We start from the raw sequence: 17992 nt of genomic DNA, 5'->3' as shown, positions 1-17992 counted from the left end.
TATTAATTATGTTAAATTTTCATAAAAATAAGTTATATTTAAATTAAAATGAATTTCGCTATTCTGCGTTTTATTTAACCAAATTGCTCAGGAAAATTATCAATCTAAAATAAATAAGTATGAACAATAAAATTGCAGGGTAAAGCTGATGAGTTTAGTATTGATTATTGATGATGCTGCCTTTTCTCGAAGAATGATTCGCAAGTTTTTGCAAGTAGATGGTTATGAAATATTGGAAGCAACAAATGGGCGTGAAGGATTAGAAATAGTCCACAAACGTCAACCTAATTGCGTGTTAGCTGATTTACTTATGCCAGATATGAACGGCTTTGAGTTTCTCCAAGCTTTACAAGATGAAGGGTTAAAAGTTCCCACAATTATCATTTCAGCAGATATTCAAGAGGGCGCACGGAATCAAAGCTATAACTTAGGGGCAGTTAACTTTATCAATAAACCGCCAAAAGAACAAGAATTACGCCAAGTGGTTCAGCAAGCTATAACTACAAAGGAATAAATCTCCTATGAATGTGACAGTAGATCAACTAGATGCTTTACAAGAATTAATTAATATTGGAGTTGGTCGAGCCGCCAGTCTACTGAATGAGATGGTAGATTCACACATTCATTTGGAAATTCCCTTTGTCAAAGTCTTAACAGCCTCCCAAGCTTATCAAGAATTAACAGCCCGGTTTGATGATGCTAGTTTATCATCTGTCAAACTAAATTTTACAGGCTCTTTTTATGGTACGGCTGGGTTAATTTTTCCGACAGAAAGTGCATCCACATTGGTGGCAGTTCTCACGGGAGAAGAAGCAGGTTCTGCTGATTTAGATGCGGTTAAAATTGGTACACTAAGCGAAATTGGTAATATTGTAATTAATGGAGTCATGGGTTCAATTAGTAATGTGTTGAAGCAGCACATGAATTACACAATACCTGTTTATTTGGAAGACAAAATTGATAATTTATTATCTACAAATGCCAACGATGCTACTAAAATTTTACTAGCACAAGCACGTTTCGCTATTGAAAAATTAGAACTAATTGGTGATATTATTTTGATTTTTGAAGTAGGAACATTTGATGCGTTAATCAAGGCGATTAACAAAGAAATGGCAATGTGAAAATTTTAATTAGTTTGTAAGAATTCAGCACCCAGGAGTCAGAAGCCAGAATTTAGAAATATCTAGAGGATTAGCAAATTAATTCATCAAATATTTCTCCTGATTCTTTAAACCTTATGACTCCTGAATTCTGACTCCTGAATACTTACATTAATTTGATAGGCAAAGAATTAAAAATAGTGTGAGAAGATGAACAAAATTGAGCAAGCCCAGGAAAAATTTAGCCTGTTAGATCAAATTCCCTTGGGGGCTTTTGTTTTACATACAGATCACACTGTTTTATTTTGGAACTGTTGTTTGGAAGAATGGACAAAAATCTTGAGAAATAAGATTTTAGGAAGTTCCATTGATGACTATTTTCCCCATCTGAATCAACCCCGTTATGCTATCCGGTTAAAGCAAATTTTTGAAGGCGGGCCGCCAACCATTTTTTCTTCGCAGTTGCATAAATATGTTATTCCTGTACCGCTACCGCAAGATAAATACCGCATTCAACACACCACAGTTACTGGTGTACCGGCATTAGATGGAGAGGGATTCTATGCACTGTTTTCCATTCAAGATGTGACAGATTTAACCTTTAGAGTGCAAGAGTACAAGAATTTACGAGATCAAGCTTTAGCTGTCGCTGAAGAACGCCAGCAAGCCAAAGAAGAAGCAGAAGCCGCCAACCGCATTAAAGATGAATTTCTGGCGATAGTGTCTCATGAACTGCGATCGCCCCTGAATCCGATTTTAGGTTGGGCCAAGCTATTGCGGAAACGCACCTTAAACGCCGCCGCCACCGATCGCGCCTTGGAGACTATTGAACGTAATGCCGAATTACAAGTGCAATTAATTGATGATTTACTAGATATCTCGCGGATTTTGCGCGGGAAGTTATCACTGAATTTAGAAAACGTTAATCTCGTTTCTACAATTGAATCTGCCTTAGAAACAGTGCAATTGGCAGCAGAAGCCAAATCAATTCAAATTAAACTGCATCTAGATCCCACCATCGGTAAGGTAAAAGGTGATAGCGGTCGCTTGCAACAAGTAATTTGGAATTTACTATCCAATGCCGTCAAATTTACCCCAGAGGGTGGACTAGTTACCGTTGACTTAAAACAGATTGATTCTCAAGCCCAAATCCAAGTTCAGGATACAGGTAAGGGTATTAGTCCTGAGTTTTTACCATTCGTTTTTGAGTATTTCCGTCAAGCAGATAGTAGCATCACCCGCAGATCTGGGGGATTAGGGTTGGGTTTGGCCATTGTTCGTCAGCTAGTTGAATTACATGGTGGCAGAGTTTGGGCGGAAAGTCTTGGAGAAGAACAAGGCGCAACATTTACAGTTTGTTTACCAGCCCAGCCACAAAATCGAGAGTTAGTCAAAGAACAAACAAAAGTTGCTGGTAATTCCTATCCATTTGCCATGCTTTCTCTACCCCTAGAAGGCATCAAGGTGTTAGTAGTGGATGATGATGTTGACACAAGAGAGTTTCTCGCCTTTTTCTTAGAACAGCAAGGGGCAATTGTCACCACAGCACATTCCGCCCATGCAGCCCTAGAATCCATCGCCCAATCTTTGCCAGATTTATTGTTAAGTGATTTAGGTATGCCTGATGTTGATGGCTACGCTTTAATACGCAAACTGCGATCGCTTCCAGTTGATCAAGGTGGGCAAATTCCCGCCATCGCCCTGACAGCTTACGCCGCCGAGACAACACAACAACTAGTTTTCGCCGCAGGATTTCAACTGCATATTGCCAAACCCGCCGATCCGATAAAATTAATTGCTGCCATTGCTGGACTTATTTAAAAATAAAAAGCGATCGCCGTTCCGTGGTAACGATCGCTTTAATTTATAGCCTATAAAACCCTGAACAAAGTAATCGATTACTAAAATTGTATTTTTGCTAGTTTCATTTTGACTGCGGGGTTAACCCCCTGATGGGTTAGACCCCTCATAGGATTTGAGATTTGCTTTCTGTATCTATAGCTGTAGCCAAGGTAGTTAGGACATCGGTAAGCGATAAAACTTAGACAATAAAAGACTTTTAACTCTGTCACCTGTCACCTCTAACCTGTCCCCTGCTTAATTCACAACCGAATTAAAAAACTATCCCGCAAATGAAAGTCAGCTTCAGCACCTGTATTAGCTAATGCCCAGTAAGACATTTGATGGTTTTTTTGTTTTATCACAGTCGTAATTGCGACATCAATAGCTTGCTCTGAAAGCACAATTTTAGCCAAATCCACATCTAAATTCAGGGTGAAAATCTCGTCTTGATGTTCCACTGAGAATGGCAGAACAGTAAAAGCTGTTTCTGCTTGCATTCCTTGACGATAGCCAGCAAAACGATAGAGATTCCAGTGTCCGGCGGGAGAGAGGTTAAATTCCCAATACTGTTGAGAGTCCTTCATCCCCACAAAAAACTCAAAGCAGGTATCTTGCCACAGTTCATCTTTGCGGGTTGGTGTATCAGATGGTGACGCAATGATAATTTCTGTTAAATCACCGCAGAGGTTGTAAGTAATCGTCAGTTGATGATCATTTCGGGCGATATTACCAGTAATTTGTACATTTGGGAGCAAATTATTTGATGGAAAGGGTTGCAAACTGAATTTTTGCTCGTTCATTGCATATCCTGAATAATCTTGCGAATCTGGCTTTCTTGAGATTCGATACTTTCGGTGAGCTTAAACTGAACGATCGCCCTTGCTAAATTGTGTTCTGGGTGCTTGACTTTAAAATAGATGTTTCCGGCTAAGTAATCGGTAAAAAATCGCAGCCCTAATTCAAAAGCAATCAAACGAATCCCAGCGTACATATAGGCATAATCATTCTCCGTCAAAAACGCCTTAGCCACCGCCAGATAACCTTGTAAAATTCCCTGACATAAATCCGTATCAAAATAAACACTATCCCACTGCTCAGTTTCTTCCCCAGCCGGATTGCAACCAGAGCGCAAACAGTCGCCAATGTCGTAATGTACTAATCCTGGCTTCACCGTATCCAGGTCAATCACGCTGACAGCCTTTTGAGTGGACGTATCAAACAGTACATTGTTAATTTTGGGATCACCGTGCATCAAGCGTAACGGTAATTGACCTTGAGCTTTGGCGTTTTCCAGGATATGTGCAAAAGTGGTGCGATCGCTGACAAACTGCAAGCAATAATTAACTTCAGGCGATAATGACGGACGAGAGTTTGCTAAAACTTCTTGATACTGACCCAAGTAAAGCGGTGTAATGTGGAAACCTGCAAGGGTATCGGCAAATTTTTCTGGTGGTAAATCGCTGATCAAATTGTGAAACATCCCCAAGGCATAGCCAATTTCTGTGGCATAGCCAATATTTGGCATCGTATCAAAAGACTGTGAATTTTGAATAAAACTAATTGCCCGCCAAAAAGAGCCATCAGCATCAATGCAATAATCTTGAGCATCCTGAGTTGACAGTACCCGTGGTAATTCCCAGCGACGATTGAGGGGTGTATGTTGTAAACGCTGATAAACATGATCGCTAAAAATCCGCATATTCTGCATAATCAGTTGCGGCTGGCGAAATACTTGAGTATTGATGCGTTGCAAGACAAAATGCTGTAATGGCGCAAAATCAAGGGTGACGAGAAAAGTGTCATTAATATTACCACTGCCAAACGCAGCCACACTCTTAACCTTACCCTGAATGACAAATTGCTCGGCAGTGACAACTAGATGCTCCAAGCTCTGCTTACTGATAACTGTGGCCATATTTATGTTTGACTACTCCCCACGCAAAATCCACAAAAGCAATAGCAGAAATGGTAACTCAAGTGTTGGCTTTAGGGTGTAAATAGTTGGAGAAACCTAAATATTTGGGAAGTTTTTGTTACTATTCTTTTCCTAAAGGGCATTATATGAGCAACGAACTCAGTACAAATGCTAAAGATGGCAGTCACAACCACGCAGTATTCAGCTTTAGGAACTTTGAGCATCGTCTTGAGTCTAACGAACTGGACAGAAAACTTTACGTAAAATTCCGCAATTGTCACCAGGACAACTGAATAGTTATCATGTCATCTTTAACTAGAAAATCAGTAAGTGGCAGTTTCTAGTAAAAATTTCCACTACTGCTATAACGCGATCGCTTATATATATTTCATTTGTTCCTCATACTATGGCAGAAAAACACACCAAAATTAAATTTCCCTTTTGGCAGTATCTTAACCAACCCTTGTTTAGCCGTGATTCTAAATTAGAATTAAACCCCAATCGATTCGCCCATAGCTGGCGGATTGGATTGCTCAAAAGGTGTTGGCATAAAGAATGCGATGCCAAGGGGCATCAACAATCATAAATTTAAATAATAAGTATATATTCGCAGCGTAGCTATTTACTCAAAGTATCAACGCTGGGGAAATTATCAATATTTCATAGGTTTGCATCGGTAGGTTTTATTTAAAAATATCTACTTTTGTAAAAAATCTATTAATTCTTGTAGGGTGCGCTAACGTTGTTAACGCACCCTACTGGCGTTGTAAGGTTTATCCGAAGCTGATGAAGCAGCGAGTTATCTCTTGATCTTAATTAGCAACAATTCCTTGTGGAAAGCTGTTATTTGCTGAGGGTATTAACTTGGGTGAGGAAGGCACTTCAGTTAAAGTCCCGTTATATTGGTTGACCTTTAGTACCGAGATGCCATTATTCGCAGATGGAGGATTCGTAATTGGTTGAGCAACAACGTGCAGAAATGATTCTGTAGAGTCTAAAGTTAGTTGAGCGCTACCATTACCAATCGGGCCTTTGAGTGTAACCTTCTGAATTTCTACTGGTGTGCTTGGATCTTTTGCAATATCATAAACACTCACACTATTGTCCCCAGGGTTAGTGGTGTACAGACGGGTTCCAGCCCGGTTAATAGCAATCCAGCAGATAAATGCACCCGAATTAGGTACGGTTTTAAGCAGATGCAGATCCCCTTCTGGCCCGTAAGAGTAAACCCCCAATTGCTGGCTGAGTGTGAAGGCAACATACAAGATTGGCTGTCGGGGATTAACTTGGAGTCCTAGCGTGAGACCTATTGGATTTGGAGGGAATGCTGATGTAGGTAGCGGTTGTGGTGAGGTCGGGCTTTGTTGCAGACGACCGTTGGGAAGAATTTTAAAAGAGCGCAGTAAGCCAGTCCCACCGTCCACACCAAATAGCAACCGTTTATTTGGCGAAATGAGGGCTTGGGTAGGCAGAGAACCTTTGGGAACTGAAACGGTAGAATTTGGGATAGGTATCAGTTTGCCATTGGGATTCACACGGAAGGTAGTATAGTTCGGTTGAGAATCGCTGGCTTCTTGAGATGGAATCTGAGGTAACAAGTTCTGATTAACTACAGACAAAATATCACCTGCTAGACCTAGGCTAACCGGCTCCACTCCACCACTGGGGAACGGAGACCCCTGCACAGGGGAAAGACTACCATCTTTATGGATGTCAAAGACAGCAATGGTATTTGATCCCGAATTCACAGCAAAAAGCAATGTTTTTTCGGGGTTAACAATCACTTGTTGATCGGACGCTAAGTCAGTAACAGCAACAGGCCCACCTCCAACGATGGGAGCAAAAGGAATACCTGCACCTCCTGTGGGAAAAGAGGGAGTGGGTAATGGTGTGAGCGTACCCAAGGCATCGCGTCGGAACCCAAGAATAGAGTTGCCATTTGGAGTTGGAATATTGCTTTGGGTGTAAACAACACCAGTGGAACGATACCATTGGTACCAATTGGCATCAGCACCTTTAACTGCGAATCCGCCAGTTAACAGAACCGCACTCAAGCCACTGATTGTCAGCCAAATTTTAGAAGGCTGACGATTAGCCTTGCTAGTTTTAGAGGTAATATTCATCAATCTATCCTGCATAAATGACAGACTTGGTGGCAATTGCCAGTTTTATGAACAAAGTTTTAGAATTTATTTCTGACCTTGCATTGCAAGTGATCTAAATTTGCCTTGTTTGCAAGTATAAAAAAAACTTATGATAAGTCCAGCAATTGTAACAAAGCCTTCTGTAAAGATATCGGAGTTGATCCGAAAATTTATGCAAATTGCTCAGTCCCAAATTTTCTGTTTGTGGATCATACTGAATTTGAATGGCAATTCGATTTTGTTTATGCTGAGTTCTACAGGACACGCAAACAATTAGGTGTAGATATAGCGTAGATACAAGTTTTTGCAATTTAACTTTCAGTTTCTGTCTCAACACTGAAGTATTGCTTTGATATTGTCATCATTAAATTAAGTACTCTGGCAAATTTACAGAATTTCATAGACGACATTATGAGCAAAACATTGGTGAATCCATATCTTGATGGCAACTTTGCACCCATTCAAGAAGAAATTACGGCGGACAACCTGCAAGTAATTGGTGAACTACCGCCTGAACTATCAGGGATGTTTGTGCGGAATGGCCCTAACCCTCAATACTCGCCCATTGGTGAGTATCACTGGTTTGATGGAGATGGGATGCTCCACGGTGTGAGAATTAGCGAGGGTAAAGCAGTTTATCGCAACCGCTATGTGCAGACGCAAAAATGGCAAGCAGAACATGACGCAGGTAAGGCAATTTTCACTGGGCTGCTAGAACCACCACAGGCTGATCATCCTCAGATATCGAGAAATGCTGCCAATACAGCCTTAGTTTGGCATGGCGGGCAGTTATTAGCCGTGTGGGAAGCTGGTGCGCCTCATGCAATTCAGGTTCCTGAGTTAAAGACAATTGGTGAGTACACATATAATGGCAAACTAACGTCTGCTTTCACCGCCCATCCCAAAGTAGACCCAATTACTGGAGAAATGGTATTCTTTGGCTATTCGTTTATGCCGCCATATTTGCAATACGGCATAGTTTCCGCCGCTGGTGAGTTGTTATCGACTGTACCCATTGAAATTCCCGCACCTGTGATGATGCACGATTTCGCCATCACAGAAAATTACACCATTTTCATGGATTTACCCGTAACTATCCGCCCAGAACGGATGCAGCAGGGAAAACCAATGATCATGTTTGAGAGCGATCGCCCCAGTCTTTTTGGCATTCTCCCACGTCATGGCGATAACAGCAATATTCGCTGGTTTGAGAGTCCGGCTTGCTACGTGTTTCATACCTTGAACGCCTACGAACAAGGTGATGAAGTTGTACTTATCGCTTGTCGGATGAGTTCAACTTCGGTGTTGGGTTTTAGTGGTATTGAAGATCCAGATGCCAATATTCCCCGACTACATCAATGGCGGTTTAACCTGAATACTGGGGCTGTGTCTGAGTCTAGGTTAGATGATCACGCCGGGGAATTTCCTCGCGTTAACGAGAATTTCTTAGGGCGACAAACTCGCTATGGCTACGTTAATAAAAGCGCAGCTACTCCCGTACCGTTGTTTGAAGGCGTAATGAAATACGATTTTCAGAGTGGTACATCCCAAATTAATCTATTTGGGCAAGGACGTTATGGCGGTGAGTCTGTATTTGTCCCACGTTCCAACGCCACGGCTGAAGATGATGGTTGGTTGATGACCTTTGTTCACGATGAGACAGTCAATACTTCCGAATTGTTAGTGTTGAATGCTCAAGATATTACTGCTGAACCTGTGGCGCGGGTGCTAATTCCCCAACGTGTCCCTTATGGGTTTCATGCTGCGTGGGTGACTGAAAAACAGTTACAAGGATTTTAGTTAATTGGGCGGGGCTACCCGCCCTTAATTTTGCCCATCATTGCCTAAGTTAATGTGAGTTCGACAAGTCTTCTTTGACCTCTCCCCCAACCCCTCTCCGCGTCGGAGAGGGGTGTATAGAGTATAGAGCATGAGATATCAACGAGAAATTAAGGTTTTATAGCAGAAGGCAGGCTACGGTGTACACACAAATGTTCGTTGAGTGCATCTGTCGCGCCTCGGAATGAATTCCGAGTCTCATAGCGCAAGTCATCTGAAGATAACTTAACCAGAAATATATTCCAGTCCACGCTTTGTGGACTTGGGCTATGAGCCTGGAACTTTAGTTCTAGGCGGGATGTGGTTGAACATGAAAATTTTTGACTTGTGTAGTTTTACACGGCGTGAAGTTCTCTTGGGATGAACTAGAAAGTTTATCCTACAAGAGAAAGGTTGTATTGCACATACATGAAAACTTGTGACTTAACAATTAAAGAACTCACAGAAGCGGTGGGGGGTGGGATAACTCCCCGGATGGTGAGACATTATCATCAATTGGGGCTGTTGCCGCAACCAGTGCGATCGCCCAGTAACTATCGTCTCTACACTGAACAAGATGTGATTCGGCTGCAAAGAATTGTGGCGCTGAAGCAGCAAGGGTTCCAACTCAACCACATCCGCAATATTTTGGAGATGGAACCAGAAACCGAAAATCTCACCGCCCAATTACAACAACAGTATTGGGCGATTATGCAGCAAATTGCCCAACTGCGACAAACAGCCTCAGCCTTAGAAGGATTATTAGGACGCGATCGCCATTGTCAAATTATGCAGGCGGAAGTGTTAGCTCAACTGAAATTGTTAGAAGTCGAAACCCAAGTTGGCTTAGGTGGACTGGAAAAACTTTGGAGTGGTTTAGATGCAGAGGTACATACCCACTCAGAAGCATTTGCCGAATCGCTAAAGCTGTTGTTACCTGATTTATCTCACCGTTCGGAAATTGAACAACACCTAATATCTCAGTTGGTTTTAGCTTGCGGTGATGTGAGTTTAGCATCTTTTGTCAGAGTGCGTGGCGGGGCGATCGCGGCTAGTCGTCAAGCCTTATCTGCCAGCTGTGAGATTTTTGTTGATATTCCTACTGTTGCGGCAGCTTTAGATCAAACCAGATTAGCTCATTTAGGCTGTCGCGTTACTACTTTAATTAACAATCCCCACATCACCACCGCCACAGAGGCCGAACAGGAATTTTGGCAACATCAAGAATGGCAAGAAAAATTACAGCAAGTTGCCAATGGCTGCATTTTAGTGATTGGTTATGCACCTTCGGTTCTCCTCGCCGCCTGCAACGCCATCAAACAGCAGAAAATTCAACCCGCCCTAGTGATTGGAATGCCTATCGGCTTTAGTCACTCTCCCGCAGCCAAACGCCAACTTCTGCAACAAAAAATTCCGGCGATTACCGTAGAAGGGACTTTAGGCGGTGGTTTGCTGGCTGCAACTACCCTCAATGCCTTGGTTGAGTCTTTAATTGAAAAGCCAGATTGCCATTGTTATTTATCGGGGAGTGGGGAGTAGGTACTGAGTACTGAGTAATTAACGGTAATAATATTTAATTTTTTCCCTCGCCTATTTTCTCATTGGCGTGTATATTTTTGTGAAATAATCCTGGGCTAATTGGTAATAAATGTGTTAACTACATCGACATCGACAATAAGAAATAACTTAGATTTTAAAGTATGTCAGCTATTAAATGGTTTAAAGAAACTAAACAGACCATGAATAATGGCAAAAGTCAAGATAAAGTAAAACACAGTATAGATTCGGATACGTAGATTACCCAATTTTCAAAGAAACTTGACACCAGATGTATAATTAGCGCGTCTCCTCCTGGATAACAAAATCACATTGAGGACTGGCCGGTTAGCTGTTTTCTGTACCTTGGATTAGGAGCATATGGGGCAACAACAAAAAAAAGATAGTGCGATCGTCAACCTGGTATTAACATTAGCTTTAGCTACCTCCCCAATGGCAGCTACTCTGTTTGTGTCGGCACCAGTCTTGGCACAATCTGCCACTGACACTCCCTCTTTCTCACTGCCACAAACAGTGGAGAATGGATCTACGGTGCGTGTTGATGGTTCCAGTAGTTTGGCGCTGATCAACCAAAACCTCAAAGCAGGTTTTGAGAAACAGTTTGCTGGCACAAAAGTAGAAGTGGCTAATAACGGTACAGATGCGGCAATTAAAGCTGTACTTGAGGGAAAAACGGATATAGCGGCCATTGGGCGTGGTTTAACTCCCGAAGAAAAAGCCCAAGGTTTAGAACAAGTCCGCTTACACCGAGAGAAAATTGCCATCATTGTTGGTGAAGAAAATCCTTTTAAAGGCAGCTTGACTGATAAACAATTTGCCAGAATTTTCCGCGGTAAAAGTGTGACTGATTGGTCACAGTTGGGAGGGCCAGCAGGCAAAATTCGGGTAATCGATCGCCCAGATACTAGCGATACCCGCCAAGCTCTCAACAACTACCCAGTATTTAAGGCAGCAAAATTTGCTACAGGTGATACGGCTACTAAATTAACAGAAGATAACACTGCCGAAATTGTCAAACAACTCGGCAAAGATGGCATTAGTTACGCCAGAGTCAATCAAATCAGCAAATTACCTGGGGTGCGGGTACTGCAATTACATCAAGCCTTGCCCAATGATCCGAAATATCCTTTCTCTCAACCTTTAGTTTACGTTTATAAAAAAAATCCTAGCCCCGCTGTCGCAGGTTTTCTCGGCTTTGCTTTAGCAAAACCAGGAAAACAAGCTATAGAAACAGCTAGAACAGAAGAAGCAGAGGCGATCGCTAAAGGTGAATCTCCTACCCTACTGTTAGCTGTCAATCCCCCATCTTCTCCCGAAGCCACACCCCAAGCTAGTGTTTCTCCCTTTACGACAACTGTACCAGTAGCAACTACCGCCCCGACAGCATCAGCAGTACAGCAAACACCTGCTTCCACCGTCCCAGATGCAACATCAGGCGGACAGCAAGCCCCTGCTTCCATCGCCCCAGCTACAACAGGCGAACAGCAAGCACTACCTCCTGCGGCGAATAATCCCATTGCTCAAGGACAAATACCCCTGTGGTGGTTGCTATTACCTGTAGGTGTGATCGCTGGATTGTTGTTGTGGATGATTAGAACTAGTCCATCGAGTTCCCCCATCGCAGAAGATACACCACCTGCAAATCCTCAGCCACCGGCACCAGAAATAGCCCCAGCAATGGAAACCACGGCAATTAGTGAACCGATAGCGGAAGTTTCTCCGGCTAATTGGGCTAATGGCAATGGTTCTTACAATGGTGCTAATGTGCTGGAAGGTACTATCCCAGCTTCAGCAGCCGATGCAGCTTTAGCTGTTGGGGCAGGAACCGTGATCGGTTCAATCATTGTCGGCAAAGAATCAGAAAACCATCAAACTGAAGACAATGGCTACGATCTTGGCATATCGCCGTGGGATATGGAAGCACCAGCCTCAGTGGTCAACACGGCTTATCCGCCCATTATAGATAGGTCGAAAACCACCGCGAATTCAGAATCATCAACAATATCTGACCAGCCAGAAGAAACAGCCGCGACAGTCGAAGTTCCCCCAGAACCAATTACCCCAGTAGCAGAAGTTAATCATCCGGAAACAGAGATAAACGCAACTCTCGACTTGCCAGAAATTCCCGAAAACTCAATGGATGAGGATGATTGGGGCTTTGAACTGACTGAAGATGTCACAGCAGAAAACTCGCAATTAGACCCAGAAATCGAGAAATTGAATTTCGTCGCAGATGCAGCAGAACCTGAGCTAGAACCAACAGAGGAGTTGATTGTGAATAATTCAGAAAGTTTACCAGGTGCAGGGGTGGGAGACTGGTCGGGAGTTAATCCACCAGAGTCAACAGAGCAAATACCAACTACTACCACAACCGAAATTTTAGCGATCGCTGACCCTCACAGCAGTGTCACTCTCACACCAAAAACTCATGATCTATCTGATGTGACTTGGGAAATTTCCGCAACTGGTCAGCAAATACTTCACAATGCTGGGTTATCCCAATTTATTTTGCGGCTTTATGATGTCACCAATATTGACATGAGTTATCAGCAGCCCCACTTGGTGCAGCAGTATGAATGTGAAATCACTACATCTGGCGGCTCGGTGGCGATTCCTCAAACTGAACGCGATTACGTTGCCGCAATTGGTTACGAAACCGCAGATAACGGCTGGGTAACGCTGGCTCATTCCCAGATTGCGCGTGTCTTTGGGAGTGCTTATATAAGTCCTAAAGCAGCAAATTTAGTGTTAGTTGATGAGACAAGCACTGTAACTTTGACACCTAGCACCCATCAATTAGCTGATATCTCTTGGCATATTTCCGACACAAGCAAGCAAATGCTGCAAAATGCGGGAATCTTCCAATTAGCTTTGCGGCTTTATGATGTCACCAACATTGATATGAGTTATCAGCAGCCGCAATTCGTCCAGCAATACGAATTTGATTTCGCCACATCTGCAAGCTCTGTGGGTATTCCCATAGCTGATCATGATTACATTGTAGAAATTGGCTACCTGATTGTTGGCGATCGCTGGGTCAGCATAGCCCGTTCTCCAATTGTCCGTGTCTTCAGCCCTCTCTATACAGAAGATGAGCATCTACCAACATTAGATCAGCCATCACCCTCACCAATAGACAATAGCAGTATTACCTTGACACCACGCACACCTAAATGGGCTTATGCTGCTTGGGAACTTTCCGACACCCGCAAACAAATGCTGCAAAATGCCGGAATCCTGCAATTAGCATTGCGGCTGTATGATGCGACTGATATCGACATGAGTTATCAGCCACCGCAATTGATTCAGCAGTATGAATGCGAAGAAATCACCCACGACCGCTATGTGGCAATTCCTACGAGCGATCGCGATTATATGATTGAACTCGGCTATGGGACAGAAGGTGATGCTTGGGTGACAATTGCCCGTTCTACAGCGGTTCGCATCTTCAGCCGTCCCCAACGCGATTTCTGGTTTGTCGCCGATGCAGAGTTAATCATCCACGGTGCAACCGAACCCAATGCAACGGTGAATATTGCGGGTAATCCCATCGCCCTCAAACCAGATGGCACATTCCACCTACGCGTTCCCTTCTCAGAAAACTTGATTGACTATCTGATGACTGCGGTTGCAGCTGATGGTGAAAAATCCAAAATAATTCATAAAAAGTTCTCCCAAGAATTGCCAGAAGCATAGTTGTTAAAAACAGAGAACAGGAAATCAAGTCTGTCCCTGATTCCTCATAACACCACTTCAGTCATGCTCGAATAACCTCTCCTCCAGCCCCCTTCCGCATTGGAAAGGGGCTGGATTTTTTCATAAAAACATCTAAAACTTTAGGGCTTATGCAGACTCTCTGCGTTCTTCTCTACGAGACGCTGCGCGAAGGCGTTCTTGGCGGTTCGTAAAAAAATTAACTGCTATCTTCCTGGAGAATTGGTATAAGAGGACTTCAAGCAGAGAACTATACCTCTAACTAACATATTCCCAGCAATCACTTGTATAAGTGAAAATATGTAAATTCGTTTAAGAAAATGAAAAATAAGTGAAATCCTCATCCAGCCAAAGATATATATCAAGTCGCATTGTCCAAAAATGAAAATTAAATGAAATATTTATCTCCCTAAAGACATAAAATGAAATTATTGATTACTTTGTTAATAGCTGTTAATTTATTTTTCGACAAAAATGAAAATTAGATGAAATCCTTATCTCCCTAAAGATGGATTATTAAAATGCAGGATATTGCAAATAGTATTTTTTATAAAAATGAAAATTAAATGAAATTGCTCTCTTTTTAAAGCCAAGATAAAATATTAAAATATATTCTGAATACTAAACTGGCTAATTAACTAATTTATAGTAACAATCAAAGCCAATAAAGTATGTAATTTCTCCGAATTAATCGTTGTTCAAACCTGAAATATTGTTGCATCATCATACCAGAAAATAGCCAGTATTGTCATAAAATATACATTGGCTATCACCGAAAATATGAATATTATAAGCAGTTAATCTAGGCTTCAAAATATATCTGTTTTTTAGTCAGAATCCTTATTCGGCAATATTTTTAGGCGTTCGCGCATTTTTTTTAACAAGCCTCATAAATGGCAAATACTCATTACCATTGACGTTATCCTCAATTCCCAATATTGCGGATGAAACAGAATACTATTGCCAGTTAAGGTAAAAAAAAAGGTGATTGCTTTTTCCCAGCCACCACCTTTTACTTAGTTAATGCGAGCCTTCATTATGGCATAAAATACAAAAAATAATCCAGCCTATAAAGTTCGTTTAAATAAAATATACAGATAAGAAAAACGATATTCACTTAAGATTATAAATTGCTTACCGTCAACAGCAATAGCTAGAAGATGGTTGCAGACTGTAAGTTAATGTTCGGTTAATAAGCGCATATTTATGTAAAATCTTAACCTGATTGCTGTATGTAAATCTTGGACTATTTGTTTAGTAAGGTCTCCGTAAAATTTTCAAGTGCTAATCAAGCAATTATTAAATTATTAGTAAAGAGATGGAGAATTTACGGGTTATGTATTGTATCTTTTATTTATGTTGAAATAGTGTATGTTTCTGATAGCGCAGCAGTACAAATCATCACGTAGGTGATGATTGACAGCCTTGTAGAAAGCAACTTTCCTATACAAACCTCGAAACTTATGAGAGAGCGAAACATCTTGAGGTTTACGCGTAAGCGTAAGCTTCCAACTTTGTTATTGATAGTATGTTGTTCATTTGCCCTTGCCATATTTTCGGCGGCTCTCTTCCCAGAGATCGGCTTGGCAAGTATCTTTTCCTCTGCTCCTATTGGTTCCAATGTGCCTGATGATGCTACATTACTGGCTCAACGGCAAACAGAGGTGACAGCCAATGTATTTGATGTCGCAGAGCCAGGCCCCGGAACCGTATTTACCCCAGCGGAGCGAGTCCCCCGTCAGAAATTTGGTGTTGTCGGAACTTTCCCTCTAGGTTTGAAAGATCTGGATGCGTTGGTATATCCTTCTGCAACCAAAACACAACGTGAGGCTTTGGTAGAAGGGATAGCCTTCTTTACAACACCCCACCTCGCAATAGAAGGCGCTGGGCCAATTGCCAACCAACAGATGTGCTTGGGTTGTCACTTGAGTTCGGCGGAAGCAACCCCCAACAGCAGAGTAGTCCGAGACGTTTCCAACGTATCTCGCGCTGCACGTTCGACACCAACTAATTTCAAGTTCACAGCCCTTGACCCTGCCACCGGTGGTGGACGAGCTGCCGATAACCTTGATGCCATCAATAACACTGGGCTAACAGCTGCCTTTACAACCTTCGGTGACTATAATCCCGCACAGAACATATTTGACCCTCTTGATGGGGTTGCCAGAGGTGGAGCCTCACCTCGTCTTGGTGGCTTTGTGCAACACACTCGTTTTTCCATCCCAGAGTGTCTGCCTGAGCGCATCCCGACAATTGCTGAAGACCCGAATCTACCTAATATTGATCCGGTAACAAAACTTAGCTCCCTTGGTTTCCGAAGAGGTGTGGTAGAGTTTGCCGGGCCTCCATATATTGGTCGTGGTTTGATGGAGGCTATTCCGACAAACGACATCCGACGCTTTGAAGATGAAGGTTCTGATACCCAAAGCATCCCCTCATCCCTCAACAATGCAACCATATTCGCTTGTACAGGCGATTGTATTACTGGTAAAACCAACACTATCCCAACCCCTGCTGCGGCTAATATCACTGCTGGTTCAGCCTTTGCTGGTGGTGTAGGACGCTTCGGATTGCGGGCTAATGGTGTAGAAATCCTTCAGTTTGTGGCAGGTGGTCTTCAAGGTGAAGTTGGTTTTACAAGCATTCTCAACCGTAATGAACCAACTGAATCTCCTACTAACCGCGGTCGTCCAGGGTGCAATGATCCATACCCTGACACACTAGAATCACACCTCAGCGTGCCATTGAGCGAAAGAAACTTCCTGCGGATGACAGCTCCCCCAGAATTTGGGGACACACTATTGGCGGTGTTGAATAATCCCACACGCTCTCGTCCTGCACAAAGCTCTGAAGGTCAAGTTAAGCGTGGAGCAGAGCTTTTTGGGATTGACTTAGTAGCCTTTTCCAATCGTATGATTCCAGGCCGCTTCCCCGGCGGTGGTGATGGTCGCGATCCTAATGCTATTAATCGAAACGATTCTATGGTGAGTTGTGCCAGCTGCCATATCCCAGTTCAAAGAACAGGACAATCACCAGCAACCACAACCAGAGACGGTGCAATTGTTGCACAACATCTTAGCTATAAGTGGGCACCAATTTTCTCCGACCTACTTCTGCACAACGTACCGCAAATCGATGCAGAACGTTGGGCTTCCTTACCTCGTGATCCACTGGTTGTTAACAGACAATATCAACCAACTCTTTCCAAAGAGCAAGGCGCTATTAATGCTGTAGGTCGCTCCTTTGCTACTTTTGATATGCCCCGCAACTTAGCTGGTGACGTATTTGCGAACGGTCAAGCCGCTGCTTTTGGTGATGAGTTCCGCACACCACCTCTGATGGGCTTGGGTAGAATGGGCCCTCCATTCTTACATGACGCTCGTGTGTACTTGAGCCGACTGACAGTTAACACCAACCCCGCAGGTACTGTATTCACCAACAGTCAAGTTACTAACGCGCCATTAGTAGTTCGCACCTTGGATGATGCTATTCGTGCGGCTATTGAATTGCACGATTTACCAGCCCCTGACGACAGTCGCACACCCGCCGGAGGAGGATGCCCAGTACCACCAGGCGGAGCTGTAGGCAATATATCTTATGGCCCTTCACCCAGCAGTGTGATTTGTCCTCCTTACAATAGTGACGTTTCTAGAACCCACCGCAGTGATGCGAAGGAAGTCATTCGTCGCTATCGTTCTTTAAGTCCTGCTGATCAACAATCCATCATTGAATTCCTCAAAGAGTTATAAAATTGACGATTACCTAAATATTCCTAACTCTAACGGAATTTCATCGTTGTTCATTTTGATAATCAGAGGAGAGATGAGCAATGCTCACCTCTCCTTTCTCGTATTACACAGACACAGAATTGTCAGGTAAATCTGCATCTGTAAATGATC

At 42.8% G+C, this 17992-nt stretch carries 10 protein-coding genes; 7 read left to right on the top strand and 3 right to left on the bottom strand.

Annotated elements, in window-relative coordinates; translation table 11 throughout:
• Window positions 1-148: 148 nt before the first annotated feature.
• The 3 genes from IQ244_RS02085 (at window position 149) to IQ244_RS02075 (ending at window position 2924) form a co-directional block, all read left to right on the top strand.
• Entirely contained in the window at window positions 149-514 is a 366-nt protein-coding gene (locus IQ244_RS02085) for a response regulator (RefSeq protein ID WP_193889415.1), read from the top strand.
• A gap of 7 nt (window positions 515-521) precedes the next feature.
• The gene (locus tag IQ244_RS02080) at window positions 522-1124 is read left to right on the top strand and encodes a chemotaxis protein CheC (protein WP_193889414.1); all 603 of its coding nucleotides are present in this window, start codon (window positions 522-524) and stop codon (window positions 1122-1124) included.
• 189 nt (window positions 1125-1313) lie between these two features.
• Complete coding sequence (locus tag IQ244_RS02075; protein ID WP_193889413.1) at window positions 1314-2924, top strand: ATP-binding protein; 1611 nt, start codon at window positions 1314-1316, stop codon at window positions 2922-2924.
• 281 nt (window positions 2925-3205) lie between these two features.
• On the opposite strand, the gene IQ244_RS02070 is transcribed toward IQ244_RS02075, so the two are convergent.
• The 3 genes from IQ244_RS02070 to IQ244_RS02060 form a co-directional block, all read right to left on the bottom strand.
• A complete protein-coding gene (locus IQ244_RS02070) occupies window positions 3206-3745 on the bottom strand; it encodes a DOMON-like domain-containing protein (RefSeq protein ID WP_193889412.1) in 540 nt (179 codons plus the stop codon).
• Window positions 3742-4860: a phosphotransferase enzyme family protein gene (locus tag IQ244_RS02065; RefSeq protein ID WP_193889411.1), complete on the bottom strand. Its 1119-nt coding sequence runs from the start codon at window positions 4858-4860 to the stop codon at window positions 3742-3744. The genes IQ244_RS02070 and IQ244_RS02065 overlap by 4 nt, the downstream gene beginning before the upstream one ends.
• 812 nt (window positions 4861-5672) lie before the next feature.
• Window positions 5673-6983, bottom strand: a complete 1311-nt coding sequence (locus IQ244_RS02060) for a lactonase family protein (RefSeq protein ID WP_193889410.1) — start codon at window positions 6981-6983, stop codon at window positions 5673-5675.
• A 432-nt stretch (window positions 6984-7415) separates the two neighbouring features.
• Between IQ244_RS02060 and IQ244_RS02055 the strand changes: the two genes are divergently transcribed.
• The 4 genes from IQ244_RS02055 to IQ244_RS02040 all read left to right on the top strand — a co-directional run bounded on the left by IQ244_RS02055 (window position 7416) and on the right by IQ244_RS02040 (window position 17842).
• Window positions 7416-8804, top strand: a complete 1389-nt coding sequence (locus IQ244_RS02055) for a carotenoid oxygenase family protein (protein WP_193889409.1) — start codon at window positions 7416-7418, stop codon at window positions 8802-8804.
• 447 nt (window positions 8805-9251) lie between these two features.
• The gene (locus IQ244_RS02050) at window positions 9252-10361 is read left to right on the top strand and encodes a precorrin-8X methylmutase (RefSeq protein ID WP_193889408.1); all 1110 of its coding nucleotides are present in this window, start codon (window positions 9252-9254) and stop codon (window positions 10359-10361) included.
• A 378-nt stretch (window positions 10362-10739) separates the two neighbouring features.
• Window positions 10740-14075 carry a DUF4912 domain-containing protein gene (locus IQ244_RS02045; RefSeq protein ID WP_193889407.1) on the top strand — a complete coding sequence of 1112 codons (3336 nt, stop codon included), beginning with the start codon at window positions 10740-10742 and terminating at the stop codon, window positions 14073-14075.
• Window positions 14076-15676: 1601 nt separating this feature from the next.
• Window positions 15677-17842, top strand: coding sequence for a di-heme oxidoredictase family protein (locus IQ244_RS02040; protein WP_193889406.1), 2166 nt, complete (start codon window positions 15677-15679; stop codon window positions 17840-17842).
• The last annotated feature ends 150 nt before the right edge of the window (window positions 17843-17992 follow it).

Origin of the sequence: Nostoc sp. LEGE 06077, assembly GCF_015207705.1 — a bacterium.
In the GTDB taxonomy this organism is placed as follows: domain Bacteria; phylum Cyanobacteriota; class Cyanobacteriia; order Cyanobacteriales; family Nostocaceae; genus Nostoc_B.
Note: the sequence above shows the minus strand (reverse complement) of the source record. Positions and strands in the feature narration are given on the sequence as shown.